The organism is Promicromonospora sp. NPDC090134 (assembly GCF_044746965.1).
In the GTDB taxonomy this organism is placed as follows: Bacteria; Actinomycetota; Actinomycetes; order Actinomycetales; family Cellulomonadaceae; genus Promicromonospora.
In genome coordinates, this window is the sequence record NZ_JBIVCZ010000006.1 from 1 (window position 1) to 16,653 (window position 16,653).

Annotated in this window: 13 protein-coding genes and 2 rRNA genes; 14 read left to right on the forward strand and 1 reads right to left on the reverse strand. The window is 73.8% G+C overall.

Annotated features, from left to right (window positions below; translation table 11 throughout):
• From ACIPN7_RS16845 to glcF, 7 genes are all read left to right on the forward strand, one after another.
• Positions 1-99, forward strand: a 23S ribosomal RNA gene (locus ACIPN7_RS16845); the annotation flags it as partial.
• Between the two features lie 144 nt (positions 100-243).
• Positions 244-360 (forward strand): 5S ribosomal RNA (gene rrf, locus ACIPN7_RS16850).
• Positions 361-513: 153 nt separating this feature from the next.
• Entirely contained in the window at positions 514-1,260 is a 747-nt protein-coding gene (locus ACIPN7_RS16855) for an IclR family transcriptional regulator (protein WP_400544428.1), read from the forward strand.
• Positions 1,261-1,379: 119 nt separating this feature from the next.
• Positions 1,380-2,966, forward strand: a complete 1,587-nt coding sequence (gene aceB, locus ACIPN7_RS16860) for a malate synthase A (RefSeq protein ID WP_400544431.1) — start codon at positions 1,380-1,382, stop codon at positions 2,964-2,966.
• A gap of 51 nt (positions 2,967-3,017) precedes the next feature.
• Entirely contained in the window at positions 3,018-4,487 is a 1,470-nt protein-coding gene (locus ACIPN7_RS16865; RefSeq protein WP_400544434.1) for an FAD-linked oxidase C-terminal domain-containing protein, read from the forward strand.
• Positions 4,487-5,800 carry an FAD-binding oxidoreductase gene (locus ACIPN7_RS16870; protein ID WP_400544437.1) on the forward strand — a complete coding sequence of 438 codons (1,314 nt, stop codon included), beginning with the start codon at positions 4,487-4,489 and terminating at the stop codon, positions 5,798-5,800. The genes ACIPN7_RS16865 and ACIPN7_RS16870 overlap by 1 nt, the downstream gene beginning before the upstream one ends.
• Complete coding sequence (gene glcF / locus ACIPN7_RS16875) at positions 5,800-7,152, forward strand: glycolate oxidase subunit GlcF (RefSeq protein WP_400544440.1); 1,353 nt, start codon at positions 5,800-5,802, stop codon at positions 7,150-7,152. Before ACIPN7_RS16870 ends, glcF begins: the two co-directional genes overlap by 1 nt.
• Before the next feature lie 252 nt (positions 7,153-7,404).
• On the opposite strand, the gene ACIPN7_RS16880 is transcribed toward glcF, so the two are convergent.
• Entirely contained in the window at positions 7,405-8,964 is a 1,560-nt protein-coding gene (locus ACIPN7_RS16880) for a hypothetical protein (protein WP_400544443.1), read from the reverse strand.
• On the opposite strand from ACIPN7_RS16880, the gene ACIPN7_RS16885 reads away from it, so the two are divergent.
• From ACIPN7_RS16885 to steA, 7 genes are all read left to right on the forward strand, one after another.
• Positions 8,929-10,119 (forward strand): hypothetical protein, encoded by a 1,191-nt coding sequence (locus tag ACIPN7_RS16885; RefSeq protein WP_400544446.1) that lies wholly within the window; start codon positions 8,929-8,931, stop codon positions 10,117-10,119. The genes ACIPN7_RS16880 and ACIPN7_RS16885 overlap by 36 nt on opposite strands.
• Positions 10,116-11,123: an HAD-IIA family hydrolase gene (locus ACIPN7_RS16890; RefSeq protein ID WP_400544449.1), complete on the forward strand. Its 1,008-nt coding sequence runs from the start codon at positions 10,116-10,118 to the stop codon at positions 11,121-11,123. The genes ACIPN7_RS16885 and ACIPN7_RS16890 overlap by 4 nt, the downstream gene beginning before the upstream one ends.
• 391 nt (positions 11,124-11,514) lie before the next feature.
• The gene (locus ACIPN7_RS16895) at positions 11,515-11,691 is read left to right on the forward strand and encodes a hypothetical protein (protein WP_400544452.1); all 177 of its coding nucleotides are present in this window, start codon (positions 11,515-11,517) and stop codon (positions 11,689-11,691) included.
• A 17-nt stretch (positions 11,692-11,708) separates the two neighbouring features.
• The gene (locus tag ACIPN7_RS16900; RefSeq protein WP_400544455.1) at positions 11,709-12,713 is read left to right on the forward strand and encodes a TlyA family RNA methyltransferase; all 1,005 of its coding nucleotides are present in this window, start codon (positions 11,709-11,711) and stop codon (positions 12,711-12,713) included.
• The gene (locus ACIPN7_RS16905) at positions 12,710-13,657 is read left to right on the forward strand and encodes an NAD kinase (protein WP_400544458.1); all 948 of its coding nucleotides are present in this window, start codon (positions 12,710-12,712) and stop codon (positions 13,655-13,657) included. The genes ACIPN7_RS16900 and ACIPN7_RS16905 overlap by 4 nt, the downstream gene beginning before the upstream one ends.
• 8 nt (positions 13,658-13,665) lie before the next feature.
• Positions 13,666-15,420 carry a DNA repair protein RecN gene (recN, locus tag ACIPN7_RS16910; RefSeq protein ID WP_400544461.1) on the forward strand — a complete coding sequence of 585 codons (1,755 nt, stop codon included), beginning with the start codon at positions 13,666-13,668 and terminating at the stop codon, positions 15,418-15,420.
• Between the two features lie 5 nt (positions 15,421-15,425).
• The gene (gene steA, locus ACIPN7_RS16915; protein ID WP_400544464.1) at positions 15,426-16,649 is read left to right on the forward strand and encodes a putative cytokinetic ring protein SteA; all 1,224 of its coding nucleotides are present in this window, start codon (positions 15,426-15,428) and stop codon (positions 16,647-16,649) included.
• Positions 16,650-16,653: the final 4 nt, after the last annotated feature.

Below are 16,653 nucleotides of genomic sequence, written 5' to 3' on the forward strand. Positions count from 1 at the left end.
AGGCACCCAGCAGACCACTGGGTTGATAGGCCGGATGTGGAAGCAGGGACTGAAGACCTGTGGAGCTGACCGGTACTAACCTGCCGATAACTTCACAACCACACTCACACGAGTCAAAAAGAATTTGATGGTTGCTACGCGTCCACTATGCGGTTCCCGAGTCACGGGCACCAACCCCCCCAACCACTACCAGGTTTCTCTGGTGGGTGTGTGTGGGATGGGTTGCCTGGTTCTCGATCGAGTTACGGTGGTCATAGCGTGGGGGAAACGCCCGGTCCCATTCCGAACCCGGAAGCTTAGCCCCACAGCGCCGATGGTACTGCCCTGGTGACGGGGTGGGAGAGTAGGACGCCGCCGGACAACCATTCCCAGCAAGGGGGTGGGGTGCCCGACCAGAGATGGTCGGAGACACCCCGCCCCCTTTCTGCATGCCCAAAACACTCTCCCGTCTTCCGCCCCGTGGAATGCTGGTTCCGTCAGACGACAGGTCTGGCGTTCCGACGGGGAGGCGACATGGCAGAACCTGGTGTGCAGTCCGTGGAGCGGGCGCTCGACCTGCTCGAGATCATGGCGTCGCTCGACGGCGACACCGGCCTGAGCGAGCTCTCCGAGCAGTCCGGGCTACCGCTGCCGACCATCCACCGCCTGATGCGTACGCTCGTCGCCCGCGGCTACGCGCGCCGGCTGCCCTCGCGCCGCTATGCGCTCGGCGCTCGGGTGATGGGCCTCGGCGAGGCGGCCGGCCGTCAGCTCGGCGCCGGCGCCCGCCGGCACCTGGCCCGCGTCGCACGGGAGCTGGGCGAGACCGCGAACCTGGCCATGCTCGACGGCGAGATGGCGGTGTACGTGGCGCAGGCGGCATCGTCGCACTCGATGCGGATGTTCACCGAGGTGGGGCGGCGCGTGCACCTGCACAGCACCGGCGTGGGCAAGGCGCTGCTGGGTGAGCTGCCCGAGGCCGCGGTGCGGGACATCGCCGCACGTGCCGGGCTTGCTCCCGCGACCGACCGGACGATCACCGAGGTCGAGGCGCTGCTCGCCGCTGTCGGCGAGATCCGTGAACGCGGGTATGCCGTGGACGACGGTGAGCAGGAGGTCGGCGTGCGGTGCTTCGCCGTCGTCGTGCCGGGGGTGCCCGTGCCCACCGCGCTGTCCGTGTCCGGGCCTGCCGCGCGGGTGTCGTTCGAGTTCGGGGAGCATGCCGTTCCGGTGCTGCACGAGGTCGCACGGGAGATCGCCGCGGAGCTGTCCGGGAGCTGAGCGGGTCCGGCCGCGTTGACCGAGCGTTGTCGGGCACCTAGTGTTTTCACTAGGAAGTATTTGGTTTCCGCATCGTGGAATTGCGGCGGAGCCGAGCCGATCGACCAAAGGAACTCGACGTGGACACTCCGGACGGCCTGACGATCACCGGCGACATCGCACCCCGGGCGGAGGAGGTGCTCACGCCGCAGGCGCTCGGGCTGATCGTCGCCCTGCACCGCGAGCTCGACGACCGCCGCCTCGAGCTGCTGGAGGCGCGGCGACGGCGGGTCGAGGACCTGGCGGCCGGCGGCACGCTGGACTTCCTGCCAGAGACCCGGCACATCCGCGAGGACCCGACGTGGCAGGTCGCGCCGGCGGCGCCCGGGATGGAGGACCGGCGTTGCGAGATCACCGGCCCCACCGACCGCAAGATGACGATCAACGCGCTCAACTCGGGGGCGAAGGCGTGGCTCGCCGACCATGAGGACGCGAACACGCCGCAGTGGAGCGCCGTGGTGGGCGGGCAGCTCAACCTGCTCGACGCGATCAACCGGAACATCGACTTCACGGGCGAAAACGGCAAGCACTACGCGCTCAAGCCGGACGTGGAGCTGGCGACGATCATCGTGCGTCCCCGCGGCTGGCACCTGCCGGAGAAGCATCTGCTCGTGGACGGTCGGCCGACGTCGGGCAGCCTGGTGGACTTCGCGCTCTACCTGGCCACGGCGGGGCTGCGGCAGATCGAGAAGGGCCAGGGCCCGTACTTCTACCTGCCCAAGATGGAGTCGCACCTGGAGGCGCGGCTCTGGAACGACGCGTTCGTGCTGGCCCAGGACTTCCTCGGCATCCCGCAGGGCACCATCCGCGCCACCGTGCTCATCGAGACCTACCCCGCGGCGTTCGAGATGGAGGAGATCCTCTACGAGCTGCGGGAGCACAGCGCGGGTCTGAACGCCGGCCGCTGGGACTTCATGTTCTCCGTGATCAAGTCGTTCCGGACCCGCGGCACCGACTTCATGCTGCCCGACCGCAACGCCGTCACCATGACCGTCCCGTTCATGCGCGCCTACACGGAGCTGCTGGTCAAGACTTGTCACACCCGGGGCGCGCACGCGATCGGCGGGATGGCCGCGTTCATCCCGAGCCGCAACGAGGAGGCCAATGCGGCCGCGTTCGCGAAGGTGCGCGACGACAAGACCCGCGAGGCGAACGACGGCTTCGACGGGTCGTGGGTGGCCCACCCCGGCATGGTCGAGCTCTGCACGGAGGTCTTCACCTCGGTGCTGGGCGACCGGCCGAACCAGATCGACCGCACCCGCGAGGAGGTGCACGTCACCGCGGCGCAGCTGCTCGACGTCGCGTCCACACCCGGCGACGTCACCGAGGCGGGGCTGCGCAACAACATCTCGGTGGGCATCCAGTACCTCAAGGCGTGGCTCGGCGGGCTCGGCGCCGTCGCCATCTTCAACCTCATGGAGGACGCCGCGACGGCGGAGATCTCCCGCTCGCAGGTGTGGCAGTGGCTGCACAACGACGTCACGCTCGCGGACACCGGGCACCAGGTCACGCGCGAGCTGATCGACCGGATCGTCGAGGAGGAGATCGCCGGGCTGCCGGGCGACGCGGCAGACTACGCGGAGGCGAAGCAGACGTTCCTGGAGGTGGCGGTCGCCGACGACTACGCCGACTTCCTGACCCTCCCGGCCTACGCCCGCATGCCCTGACCTTGCTCCGTTGAGTGCTGGGGGCGAGGACCGTGCAACGAGGAGGTTGCCTTGGGTGGCAGTGAGTCATTGTCCGATGTCGTCGGCGAGCTGGTCAGAGCGCTCGGGGCGGAGCACGTCATCACCGACCGGCAGCGGCGGCGGACGTACGAGTGCGACGGGCTCGCCGCGTACCGCGTGATCCCCGGGGTGGTGGTCCTGGCCCGGGACGCCGCCGACGTCGCGACCACGGTGCGGGCTTGTGCCCGGCACGGCGTGCCGTTCGTCGCGCGCGGCTCGGGCACGGGGTTGTCGGGCGGGGCGCTGCCGCACTCCGAGGGCGTGCTCGTGGTCATGTCGCAGATGCGGGCGGTCCGGGAGATCGACGCCGACAACCAGCGCGCCGTGGTCGACCCGGGGGTGATCAACCTGCACCTCACGGCGGCGGCCAGCCCCGACGGCTACTACTTCGCGCCCGACCCGTCGAGTCAGTCGGTGTGCTCGATCGGCGGGAACGTCGCCGAGAACTCCGGCGGGGCGCACTGCCTCAAGTACGGTTTCACCACCCATCACGTCACGGGCGTGGACCTGGTCACGCCGGGCGGCGTGCAGGTCGAGATCGGCGGCAAGGCACCCGACGCGCCCGGTTACGACCTGCTCGGCGCACTCGTGGGCAGCGAGGGCACACTCGGCGTCGTCACGGCGGCGACGGTGCGCCTGACCCGGCTGCCGCAGGAGGTCCGCACCCTGCTGGCGGCCTTCCGTTCCATGGACGACGCCGGCGCCGCCACCTCCGCGATCATCGCGGCGGGCGTGATCCCCGCCGCGATCGAGATGATGGACGCGCTCGCGATCGAGGCCGCGGAAGCCGCGGTGCACTGCGACTACCCGCACGGGGCGGGCGCCGTGCTCGTGGTCGAGCTGGACGGTCCGGCGCCGGACGTCGCGGGGGAGTTCGACGACGTCGTCCGCCTGTGCGAGGCCGCCGGCGCGTTCGAGGTGCGGGTCGCGGCGGACGACGACGAGCGCGCCCTGATCTGGAAGGGCCGCAAGTCCGCGTTCGCGGCCGTCGGCCGGATCAGCCCGGACTACATCGTGCAGGACGGCGTGATCCCGCGGACGGCGCTGCCGCGCGTGCTGCGACAGATCGCGGAGCTGGGCGAGAGCGCCGGCGTGCGGGTGGCGAACGTCTTCCACGCGGGCGACGGCAACCTGCATCCGCTGGTGCTGTTCGACGGCGCGGTCGAGGGCGCCGTCGAACGTGCGGAAGCGGTGGCCGGCGGCATCCTCGACCTGTGCCTGGAGCACGGCGGGTCCATCACGGGCGAGCACGGCGTGGGCGCCGACAAGGCCAAGCACATGCCGCGCATGTTCACCGCCGACGACCTCGACACGATGCAGGCGGTGCGCTGCGCGTTCGACCCCGACGGCATCTCCAACCCCGGCAAGGTGTTCCCCACGCCGCGGCTGTGCGGGGAGCGGCCGGGGCGGCACCAGGGCGCGCACCCACTGGCGGAGTCCGGCGTGGCGGAGGTCTTCTGATGGCGGACCTGCAGCGACTCGGCGACACGCTGCGGCAGCACGGGGGAGAGGTGCGGGAGGCAGGTCCGGGGGACGCCGTCGACGGAGTGCCGGCCACCGCGGTCGCGCGGCCGGCGTCGGCCGAGGGGGTGGCGGCCGTGCTGCGCGAGGCGACCGCGCAGGGACTCGTCACCGTGGCGCGCGGGGCCGGCACGGCGCTCGACTGGGGCGCGCCGCCCGAGCGGGCCGACCTGATCCTGGACACCACGGGGCTGGACCGGCTCGTGGAGCACGGCGCGGGCGACCTCGTGGTGGTCGCGGAGGCCGGGCTGCCCGTCGCCGCGCTGTCGGAGACGGTCGGTCAGGCCGCCCAGGAGCTGGTGGTGGACCTGCCGCCGGGTCGGCTCGCGGGCGGCTCCACCGTGGGCGGCATGCTGTCGACCGGCGCGTCCGGTCCGCGCCGCCTGCAGCGCGGCGCGGTGCGCGATCTCGTGCTGGGTGCCACGGTCGTGCTCGCCGACGGCACCCGGGCCTCCTCGGGCGGCAAGGTGGTCAAGAACGTCGCCGGGTACGACCTCGCCAAGCTCCTGACCGGCGCGTACGGCACCCTCGGCGTGGTGGTCCGGGCCGCGTTCCGGCTGCATCCGGCCCGGCCGGACCGGGCCTTCGTGATCGGCTCCGGCCCCCTGGCCGACGTCGCCGCGGGGGCGCGGGACGTGGTCGCCTCGCAGCTCGCGCCCGCGGCGGTCGAGATCGACCGGCCCGCGGGGAGCGACGCCGCCGAGGTGGCGGTGCTGCTGGAGGGGACGGCGGACGCCGTCGGACGGCGGGCCGCCGCGGCCGCCGAGCTGCTGGGCGGGCGGGTCCAGGCCGGGCCGCCGTCGTGGTGGGGCGAGCTGCCGGGGACGGTGTGGGCCGGGCCTGCCGGGGGTCGGCACGAGGGCGGGGGCTCGGGCGCCGCCGTCGGGCAGCCGGAGCTGACCCTGGCCAAGGCGACCGCCACGCTCACCGGGGTGGCCGGCCTGCTGGCGGCGGCGCGGGACGCCGAGCAGCGGTACGACGTCGGGATCACGCTGCGCGGGACCGCGGCCGGGGTGCTGCACGCCGCGGTGACGGGCTCGCCCGAGGCGACCGCGCTCGCCGTCGGGCACCTGCGCGCGGCCGCGCCCGGCCCGCGGGACGGGACCGTGACCGTGCTGCGGGCGTCGCGCCAGGTGCGCGCCGCGCTCGACGCGTGGGGTCCCGTGGGCGGGCTCGACCTGATGCGCGCGATCAAGCGACAGCTCGATCCCGGGCGGAACCTGGCGCCCGGCCGATTCGTGGGAGGCATCTGATGACCGAGGCGAAGCCGGACCTGCTGGGCTCCTTCGACGGGCCGGGGCGCAACGGGCAAGGTGCCTTCGACGGGCACCACCCGCCGGCCCGGGAGCTGGTGGACGACTGCGTGCACTGCGGGTTCTGCCTTCCCGCGTGCCCCACCTACTCCCTGTGGGGCGAGGAGATGGACTCCCCGCGCGGCCGGATCCACCTCATGAAGCAGGGGCTGGAGGGCGAGCCGATGTCGCCGTCGCTCGTCCAGCACGTCGACGCGTGTCTCGGCTGCATGGCGTGCGTGACGGCGTGCCCGTCGGGGGTCCGGTACGACAAGCTCGTCGAGGCGACCCGGCAGCAGGTCGAGCGGCGCGGCGCCGAGCACCGGACGCGGGGGCAGCGGCTGCTGCGGTCGGCGATCTTCGCGCTCTTCCCGCGGCCCCAGCGGCTGCGGCGCGTGCTCCCGCTGCTCGCCGCGTACCAGCGCACGGGGCTGTCGCGACTGGTGCGTCCGGTGCTGGCTCGGATGTCGCCGACGCTGGCGACGATGGAGGCGATCGCGCCGCCCGTGGGCCCGCGCATCCCGGTGCCGGCGCTCGTGCCCGCCGCGGGGGAGCGGCGGATGACGGTCGGGCTGCTGCTGGGCTGCGTGCAGCGGGAGTTCTACCCCGGCGTCAACGCGGCGACGGCGCGGGTGCTCGCGGCGGAGGGCTGCGACGTCGTCGTGCCGCCGGACCAGGGGTGCTGCGGCGCGCTGTCCGTGCACGCCGGGCGCGAGGCCGAGGGGCTCGACTACGCCCGGGCGCTGATCGACGCGTTCGCGGACGCCGGCGTGGAGCGGATCGTGGCGAACTCTGCCGGGTGCGGCTCCACGATGAAGGACTACGCGGACCTGCTGGCGGACGACCCGGAGTACGCCGAACGTGCCGCCGCGTTCGCGGACCGGGCCCGGGACGTCTCCGAGGTGCTGGCGGAGCTGGAGCCCGTCGCGCCGCGGCACCCGCTGCCGGTGACCGTCGCCTACCACGACGCCTGCCACCTGCGGCACGCGCAGGGCGTGAAGGCCCAGCCGCGCGCGGTGCTCGCGGCCATCCCGGGACTCGTGGTCAAGGAGATCGCCGAGGGCGACATGTGCTGCGGGTCGGCCGGCATCTACAACCTGACGAACCCGGAGCCGGCGCGCGAGCTGGGCGACCGCAAGGCCGCGCACGTGGCCGCGACCGGCGCCGAGCTGCTGGTCACGTCGAACCCGGGGTGCCTGCTGCAGATCACCGACGCCCTGTCCCGGCAGGGGCGTGCCATGCCGACGGCGCACATGGTGCTGGTGCTGGACGCCTCCCTGCGCGGGGCCGGGCCGGCGGAGCTGCTGGGCTGAGGCGCACGAGGCACGGGTGAATTCCGGCACTCCCGCCGGGTCGTGGTGGCCGCGCTGGTCGTTGCCGCGGTCCGGATGCTGCGCAAGGCCGACGTCCACAACCTGGAGGTCGTTCCGGCGCGGGTGTGAGGTCGGCGGTTTCGCGGTGGGGTCGGCAGTTCGCATCGAGATCGGTCCAGCGCTGGACCGATCTCGATGCCGACTGCCGACCCCGATGGTTTCGGGCGTACGGGTGGCTCGTGGACGCACATGTCACAGCTCTTCGACCCTGGTAGGCGGCTGCTCCCGTGGGAGAATGTTCGGGCATCTGTCATCGAAGGGAACACCGTGAACGAAACGCCCCGTGACCAGGGGAACGACCGCGAGGGCGACCGCCGCGGCGAGCGCAGGAGCGCCTACCGCAACGACGGCAACGGGCCGCGTCGTGACGACCGGGGCGGTGAGCGCGGTGGAGACCGGGGCCGCCGGTATGACGGCGCCCGCGGGGGCAGCGGGCCCCGGCGCGACGACGATCGACCGCGCCGGTCCTCCGACGACCGTGGCGGCGACCGCCCGCGTCGCGACGATCGTGGCGGCGACCGCCCGTTCCGGAGCAGCGGCGACGACCGTCCCCGCCGTCCGTACGGCGACCGGGACAACCGGGGCGGCCGCGACGACCGCGACAACCGGGGCGGGCGCGACGACCGGGACAACCGGGGCGGGCGCGACGACCGGGACAACCGGGGCGGGCGCGACGACCGGGACAACCGGGGCGGGCGCGACGACCGCGGTGCCCGGAACGACCGTCCGTACCGCGGTGGCGACGGCGACCGGCCGCGCCGGCCGTACGAGGACCGGGACAACCGTGGGGGCGACCGTCCCGCGCGCCGCGACGACGGCCCCCGCCGGAGCTTCGACCGGGACGACCGTCCGCGTCGGTCCTTCGACGACCGTGGTGGTGACCGGCCGCGCCGGAACTTCGACGACCGTGGCGACAAGCGTCCGGCGCGTCAGGACGACGACCGTCCGCGCCGGTCCTTCGGTGACCGTGACGACCGCCCCCGTCGTTCGTTCGATGACCGTGGTGGTGACCGGCCGCGTCGCGATGACCGTGGTGGTGACCGGCCGTTCCAGCGTGGTGGCGACGACCGGCCGCGCCGGTCGTACGGCGACCGGGACGACCGTCCGCAGCGGTCGTTCAACGACCGTGACGACCGTCCGCGTCGTTCGTTCGACGATCGTGGTGGTGACCGGCCGCGTCGTGATGACCGTGGTGGTGACCGGCCGTTCCAGCGTGGTGGCGACGACCGGCCGCGCCGGTCGTACGGCGACCGGGACGACCGTCCGCGTCGTTCGTTCGACGATCGTGGTGGTGACCGTCCGCGTCGTGATGACCGTGGTGGTGACCGGCCGTTCCAGCGTGGTGGCGACGACCGGCCGCGCCGGTCGTACGGCGACCGCGACGACCGTGGTGGCCGCGACAGCCGCGGCGGGCACGCCGGCGGCGCCCGCTCGTTCCAGGGGAACGACGGCGATCGGCCCCGTCGGTCCTTCGACGACCGGGGTGGTGACCGTCCGCGCCGGGACGACCGGGGTGGTGACCGTCCTCGTCGGGACGACCGTGGCGGCAGCCGCCCGCGTCACGACGACCGTGGCGGCGACCGCCCGCGCCGTTCGTTCGGCGACCGCGACGACCGGCCCCGCCAGGAGAACCGCGAGGAGCGTGAGGAGCGCGCTCCCCGCGCCCCCGAGCCGGAGATCGCCGAGGACGCCTCGTTCAGCCAGCTCGACCGTGACGTGCGCTCGCGCCTGCGCGGCCTGAGCAAGGAGCACGCCGAGTACGTCGGGCTGCACCTGGTGATGGCGGGCCGGCTGCTCGACGTCGACCCGGAGCGTGCCTACGAGCACACCCAGGCCGCGGTGCGTGGCGCCGGCCGCATCGACATCGTGCGCGAGGCCGCCGGCCTCGCCGCGTACCACACCAACCGGTACGCGGAGGCGCTGCGCGAGCTGCGCACCGTCCGCCGGCTGAACGGCTCGTCGGAGCACCTGCCGATCATGGCGGACGCCGAGCGTGGCCTCGGTCGTCCGGAGCGCGCCCTGGCGCTTGCGGCCTCGGAGGAGGCGGCGACGCTGGACGCGACCGGCCGGATCGAGCTCGCGATCGTGGCGAGCGGCGCCCGCTCGGACCTGGGCGAGCACGACGCCGCCCTGGCCGTGCTGGACAAGGTCTCGGCCGAGGACGCCCAGGGCGACCTCGGGCTGCGCGTGGTGCAGGCGCGGGCCGTGGCGCTCGAGGCCGCGGGCCGGGCAGACGAGGCCGCCGCGCTCCTGGCGTCGGTCGACAGCGAGGCCCTCGAGCGGGCGATCGGCGCGCAGACGCCGGACGAGGACATCACCGTCTTCGACGTCGAGGAGGACGCGGCGATCGCCGAGCAGGAGTACGCCGCGGAGCACCCGGAGGAGTTCGCGGACGACGAGGACGACGAGGACTCGGACGACGAGGACTCGGACGACGAGGACTCGGACGACGAGGACTCGGACGACGAGGACTCGGACGGCGAGGGCTCTGACGAGGGCGACGACGAGGACGAAGATTCCGCTGACTCGGCTGATTCCGGGGACTCCCCGGATTCCGCCGACTCTGCCGACTCGGCTGACTCTGCCGATTCCGCGGACTCGGCTGACTCTGCGGACGAGGATGACGACGAGGAGTCCGACGACGACGAGTCCGACGACGACTCTGACACCGACGAGGACGCTGCCGACGAGCCCGAGCCCGAGGCCGACGCCGTCGACGAGCCGAGCGTCGCCGAGTCGGACGAGGCGTCCGACGCTCCGTCGACCGGAGCCGCCGACGCCTCGCCCGCGACCGAGGTGACGGGGACCGAGGTGACGACGTCCGCGCCCGACGCCGCGGCGACCGACGCGGAGGGCGAGCCGGCAGCCGAGGGCGGCCGGTCCGGCGTCGGGCAGGAGAAGGAGTGACGGCGACCGCCGGGCTGCTGGCGAGCGACGTCCCGCTCGCCGAGGCCTACGACCTCGCGCTCGTCGACCTGGACGGCGTCGCGTACAAGGGGCACCTGCCGATCGAGCACGCCTCGGCGAGCCTCGCCGCGGCGCGGTCGGGCGGCATGCGGCTGCTGTTCGTGACGAACAACGCGTCGCGCGAGCCGGAGGACGTCGCCGGCCAGCTCACCGGCCTCGACATCCCGACCGACCCCGACGAGGTGATGACCGCCGCGCAGGCCTGTGCGGCGCTTCTCACCACGCGGCTGGACGAGGGCGCGAAGGTGCTCGTCGTGGGTGGCAAGGGCCTGGTCACGGCGGTGCGGTCCGCGGGTTTCACGGTGGTGGAGTCGGCGGACGACGAGCCGGACGCCGTCGCCCAGGGCTATTCCCCCGAGCTGGGCTGGACGCAGCTCGCGGAGGCCGCGTACGCGGTGGGCCGCGGCGCCTGGCACGTGGCGAGCAACCTGGACCTGTCGCTCCCGACGGCGCGCGGGTTCGCGCCGGGGAACGGCGCCCTGGTGGGTGCCGTGGTGTCGGCGACGGGGGTCACCCCGGACAGCGCCGGCAAGCCGTCGCCCACGATGTACCGGCTCGCGGTCGAGCGGGCCCGGGCGAGCCGGCCGCTGGTGATCGGGGACCGGCTCGACACGGATCTCGCCGGCGCGCGCGGCGGCGGGTACCCGGGGCTGCACGTGCTGACGGGCGTCTCGACGGCGCGCGACGCCGTGCTGGCCGTGCCGGGGGAGCGCCCGTCGTTCGTGGGGGCCGACCTCCGGGCCCTGCTGGAGCCGCACGGCGCGCCGGAGCTCGCGGACGGCTGGTACGTGTCCGGTGGCGCGGCGGCCCGCGTGTCCGACGGCGAGCTGCGGCTCGACGGCACCGGCATCGACCTGGTCCGCGCCGCGTGCGCCGCGTCCTGGACCGCGACGGACGCCGGCGAGCCCCTGGACCCGGCGTCGGTCCCGGACTTCTCGCTCTGATCCCGGAAGGTGCGCTTCTACCCAGCGATTGCGCCCGGAAACCGAGCGTTTCCGGGCGCAATCGCTGGGTAGAAGCGCACCTTGGCGGGGACCGCGACGGAGTCCGGGACGGGTGTCGGGCGGGAACCGCGGGCGCCGGGTGCGACCCCTGGCCGGGGCGACGCGTCCACGTCGGCGGGCGGCGCGGCTTCTCCCCGCAGAGAACCTGACGGAATTCTCCCGGGTTCTGTCGGAGGCGACAGGTACCGTGTCTTGCAGCATGCCGACGGTCCCCGCGCGGCGGACCGCCGCCGAGGAGCAGGGACGAGCAGGCACCAGCAAGCAACAGCACGGACGAGCACCGTCACGGACGAGCACAGTACGGACGAGCACAGTGGAGCGTTGACGCACGATGGACGAGTTCTACGAGACCGAGGAACCTGCGACCGGCCCGGCCGATCCCGAGGCGGGCGTGCGACATGCGCTCGACGCGCTCGACGGGCTCGACGACCTGCCCCCGGCCGAGCACGTCGCCCGGTTCGAGGCGGTCCACGACGCCCTGCGCGCGCACCTGAGCGGTGACGCCTGACGGTGGTGACGACGACTGTGAGTACGCGTGTGGACGCGGAGCTGGTCCGTCGCGGGCTGGCCCGTTCGCGGCGGCACGCCGCGGAGCTCGTCGCGTCCGGCCGGGTCACGGTGGCGGGGCGGGCGGTGGTCAAGCCGTCGTCGGCGGTGTCCGACGGCGACGAGGTGTCGGTCGCTCCCGGCGCCGACCCCGAGCACGAGTTCGCGTCGCGCGCCGCCCTCAAGCTGGTCGGGGCGCTCGACGCCCTGGCCCGCGTGCCGGGCAGCCCGGTGGTCGAGGGCGCGTTCTGCGCCGACCTCGGCGCCTCGACCGGGGGTTTCACGGACGTGCTGCTGCGCCGCGGCGCCGCCCATGTGGTGGCGGTCGACGTGGGCCACGACCAGATCGTGCCGGCGCTGCGTGCCGACGACCGGGTGACGGTGGTCGAGGGCCTCAACGTCCGCGAGCTGACGCCGGGCGACCTGCCCCGGGCCCCGGACGTCGTGGTCGCCGACCTCTCGTTCATCTCCCTGACCGTGGTGCTGCCCGCCGTCGCGGGCGTGCTGCGTCCCGGGTCGCAGGCGCTGCTGATGGTCAAGCCGCAGTTCGAGGTGGGGCGCGAGCGGCTGGGCAGCGGGGGTGTGGTGCGCGACCGCGCGCTGCACGCCGAGGCGGTCACCACCGTGCTGCGCGCCGCCGAGGGCCTGGGCCTGCTGGCGCGGGCCGTGGTGCCGAGCCCCCTGCCGGGCCCGAGCGGCAACCGCGAGTTCTTCGTGTGGCTCACGCCGGCGGGCGCGACCGACTGGACCCCCGGGGACGACCTGGCCCTCGCGGCTGCCGTCGAGACGGCGGTGGCCTGGGACCCGACGCACGGCGAGCCCGCGACACGGCCCGGCCACCCGCCGGAGCCGCCGGCCGTCGTCGTGCACGGACGGCAGGACGACGAACCCCCGGCCGACCGGCCGGCAGGGCAGCAGGACCAGCACACGGATCAGAAGCACACCGACCAGAAGCACACCGAGCAGAAGGAGCCCCGACCGTGACCCGGCGCGTCCTCATCGTGACCCATGGCGGTCGTCCCCAGGCGGTCGCCGCCCTGGCCGAGGCTCTGCGCGAGCTGAAGGCGGCGGGCTTCGAGTACACGTTGCACGACGACGCGCTCGCGGAGGAGTTCGGCGACCACATGGCGGCCAAGCGCCTCGCGGAGGGCGTGCACAACGCCGAGGCCGTGATGGTGCTGGGCGGCGACGGCACCATCCTGCGCGCGGCGGAGCTGACCCGCGGCACGGACGTACCGCTGCTCGGCGTGAACCTCGGGCACGTCGGCTTTCTCGCGGAGTCGGAGCGCGAGGACCTCGGCGCCGCCGTCCGGCGGCTGGTGGCCCGGGACTACGACGTCGAGGAGCGCGCCACGGTCGACGTGACGGTGCACCTGCCGGGCACGGCGGAGCCGGTGGTCGGCTGGGCGCTGAACGAGGCGACCGTCGAGAAGGCGTCGCGCGACCGCATGCTGGAGGTCGCGATCGGGGTGGACGGCCGCCCGCTGCTGTCGTTCGGCTGCGACGGGGTGGTGATGTCCACCGCGACGGGCTCCACGGCCCACGCCTTCTCGGGCGGCGGGCCGGTGATCTGGCCGGACGTCGACGCCGTGCTGATGGTGCCGCTGTCGGCGCACGCGCTGTTCGCGCGACCGCTCGTGATCGGCCCGCGGTCGCGCTACACGGTCGACGTGCTGCCGCAGTCGACGGTCGAGGGCGTGCTGACCTGTGACGGGCGCCGGGAGATCCGGCTGCCCCGCGGTTCTCGCGTCGTCGTGCGCCAGGGCGGTACGGTGCGGCTCGCACGGTTGTCGAACGCGCCGTTCGCGGACCGTCTCGTGTCGAAGTTCAGCCTGCCCGTCTCGGGCTGGCGGGACCGTGTCGGGTCGGGGCGGGCAGCAGGGCAGGATGTACCTTCTGACCCAGCCGACACCACACCAGAACATTAAGGAGTCAGGTGCTCGAGGAGATCGCTATCGAGAACCTGGGCGTCATCCGCTCGGCCCGGGTACCCCTGTCGGACGGCCTGACCGTCATCACGGGCGAGACGGGCGCGGGCAAGACGATGGTGCTCACGGGGCTGAACCTGCTCATGGGTGCCAAGGCCGACCCGCAGTCGGTGCGCCCGGGCGCGTCGTCGGCCGCGGTCGAGGGGCGGGTGCGCGTCTCCGGGCGTGACGCCGTGCTGGGCCGCGTCGACGAGGCGGGCGGCGAGGTGGAGGACGACGGCACCGTCGTGATCCTGCGCACCATCGCCGACGGCCGCTCCCGCGCGCACCTGGGCGGCCGTGCCGTGCCGCAGGGTGTGCTCGCGGAGATCGCCGAGGACCTGTTCACCGTGCACGGCCAGGCCGACCAGCTCCGGCTGCGCACCTCTGCGAAGCAGCGCGACGCCCTGGACACGTTCGTGGGCCCCGCCCACCAGCGCGTGCTGGCCGCGTACCGCACCGCGTGGAGCGAGCGCGGCGGCCTGCTGACCGAGATCGCGGACCTGGAGGCGCGCGGCGCCGAGCGGGCCCGCGAGGTGGAGCTGCTGCGCATCGGCCTGGAGGAGATCGAGCGCGTCGACCCGGTCAGCGGCGAGGACGTCGAGCTGCAGGCGCTGATCGAGCGCCTGTCCAACGCGGAGGGCCTGCGCACGGCGGCCACCGAGGCGCACGAGGCCGTCGCGGGCGAGGACGCCGACGGCGCCCGGGAGAACGCGATCGCGCTGGTCGAGCGCGCGCGGCGCGCGCTGGACGCGGCGGCGCACTCCGACGCCGCGCTCGGCGTGCTCGCCACCCGGTTCGCCGAGGTGGGCTACCTCCTCTCGGATGTGGCGACCGACGTCGCCGCCTACGTGGACGACCTGCAGGCCGACCCGGCCGGGCTGGAGACGGCGCACAACCGGATGGCGGAGCTGAACGGCCTGACCCGGTCCTACGGCGAGACCATCGACGAGGTGCTGCAGTGGGCCAGCGACGCGGGCCTGCGCCTGCTCGACCTGGACGACGGCGGCGACCGCCTCACCTCGATGCGCGCCCGCGTGGCGGAGCTGGACGGCGAGCTGGACCGGCTGGCGGAGATCCTCACGGCCGAGCGCAGCCGCGGCGCGTCCGAGCTGGCCGAGGCCGTGACGAACGAGCTGCACGGCCTCGCGATGGGCGGCGCGCACCTCGTGGTCACGGTGGACGGGCTCGACCAGCCGGGGCCGTTCGGCGCCGACCAGGTCACGTTCCTGCTGGTGCCGCACCCCGGCGCCCCGGAGCGCCCGCTCGGCAAGGGTGCGTCCGGCGGTGAGCTCTCCCGCGTGATGCTCGCCCTGGAGGTCGCCCTGGCGACGTCGGGCGGCGCGGCCGCGGCGCGTACCGCGGACACCCCGCGCAGCACGTTCGTGTTCGACGAGGTCGACGCCGGGGTCGGCGGCCGGGCGGCCGTCGAGGTAGGTCGCCGGCTGGCGCAGCTCGGGCGCAGCACCCAGGTGGTCGTCGTGACGCACCTGGCCCAGGTCGCCGCGTTCGCGGACGCCCACCTCGTGGTCACCAAGAGCTCGGACGGCGAGGCCGGCGCGAGCGACGGTGACGACGGGATGATCACGGTCACGGGCGTGCGCGAGGTGACCGCGGACGCCCGCGTCCGCGAGCTGGCGCGCATGCTGTCCGGCCAGGACGACTCGGAGACGGCGCGTACCCACGCGCTGGAGCTCCTGGAGTCCTCGGTCGTGGGACGATAGAGCGGATGAAGCTGATCTCCCGACCCGAGAAGCGCGCCGACAAGGGCGCAGCGAAGAGTGCCGCCGACCAGGCCCCGGTGCTGCCGCAGGCCGTGGCGCACGGTCCCGCCCGGATCGGGGCGCGCACCAAGGAGCTCACGTCCCGGCTGAACCACGGCGACGTCGCCGTGATCGACCACGTGGACATCGACCGCGTCGCGGCCGACGCCCTGGTGTCGGCCGCGCCCGTCGCCGTCCTGAACGCCGCCCCGTCGACGTCCGGCAGGTACCCCAACACGGGCCCGGACATCCTGGTCGAGGCCGGGATCGTCCTGGTGGACGACCTGGGGCCGTCGGTCATGAAGATCGACGAGCACGCCGACATCGAGATCGTGGGCGGCGAGGTCGTCGTCGACGGCGAGGTCGTGGCCACGGGCACGTTCCAGACGCCGCGGACGGTGGCGGCGAGCATGGCCGCGGCCCGCGAGGGCCTGTCGGCCGAGATCGAGCGGTTCGCCGAGAACACGATGACGTACCTGCGCCGCGAGCGGGACCTCCTGCTCGACGGCGTGGGCGTGCCGGACATCCGGACCCACATCGACGGCCGGCACGTGCTGATCGTGGTCCGGGGCTACCACTACCGCGAGGACCTGGCGCAGCTGCGGTCCTACATCCGGGAGAACCGGCCCGTCCTGATCGGCGTGGACGGCGGCGCCGACGCGATCATCGACGCGGGCTGGCAGCCCGACATGATCGTGGGCGACATGGACTCCGTCTCCGACCGGGCGCTGGCCTGCGGCGCGGAGATCGTGGTGCACGCCTACCGCGACGGCAAGGCGCCCGGGCTGGAGCGCGTCAAGGCGCTCGGCGTGGAACCCGTCGTCTTCCCCGCCACCGGGACCAGCGAGGACATCACCATGCTGCTGGCCGACGACAAGGGCGCCGAGCTCATCGTCGCCGTCGGCACGCACGCCACCCTCGTGGAGTTCCTCGACAAGGGGCGTTCGGGCATGGCCTCCACCTTCCTCACCCGGCTCCGGGTCGGCGGCAAGCTGGTCGACGCCAAGGGCGTGTCCCGGCTGTACCGCACGCGGATCTCCAACACCCAGCTCACGCTGCTGTCGGGCGCGGGCGTCGCGGCTGTGCTCGCGGCGCTGGCCTCGACGTCGGCCGGCCAGACCTTCTTCGGACTGATGGGGGCACGGTTCGACGACGTCGTGTCCTGGATCGGTAACCTGTTCGGCGGCTGACCTG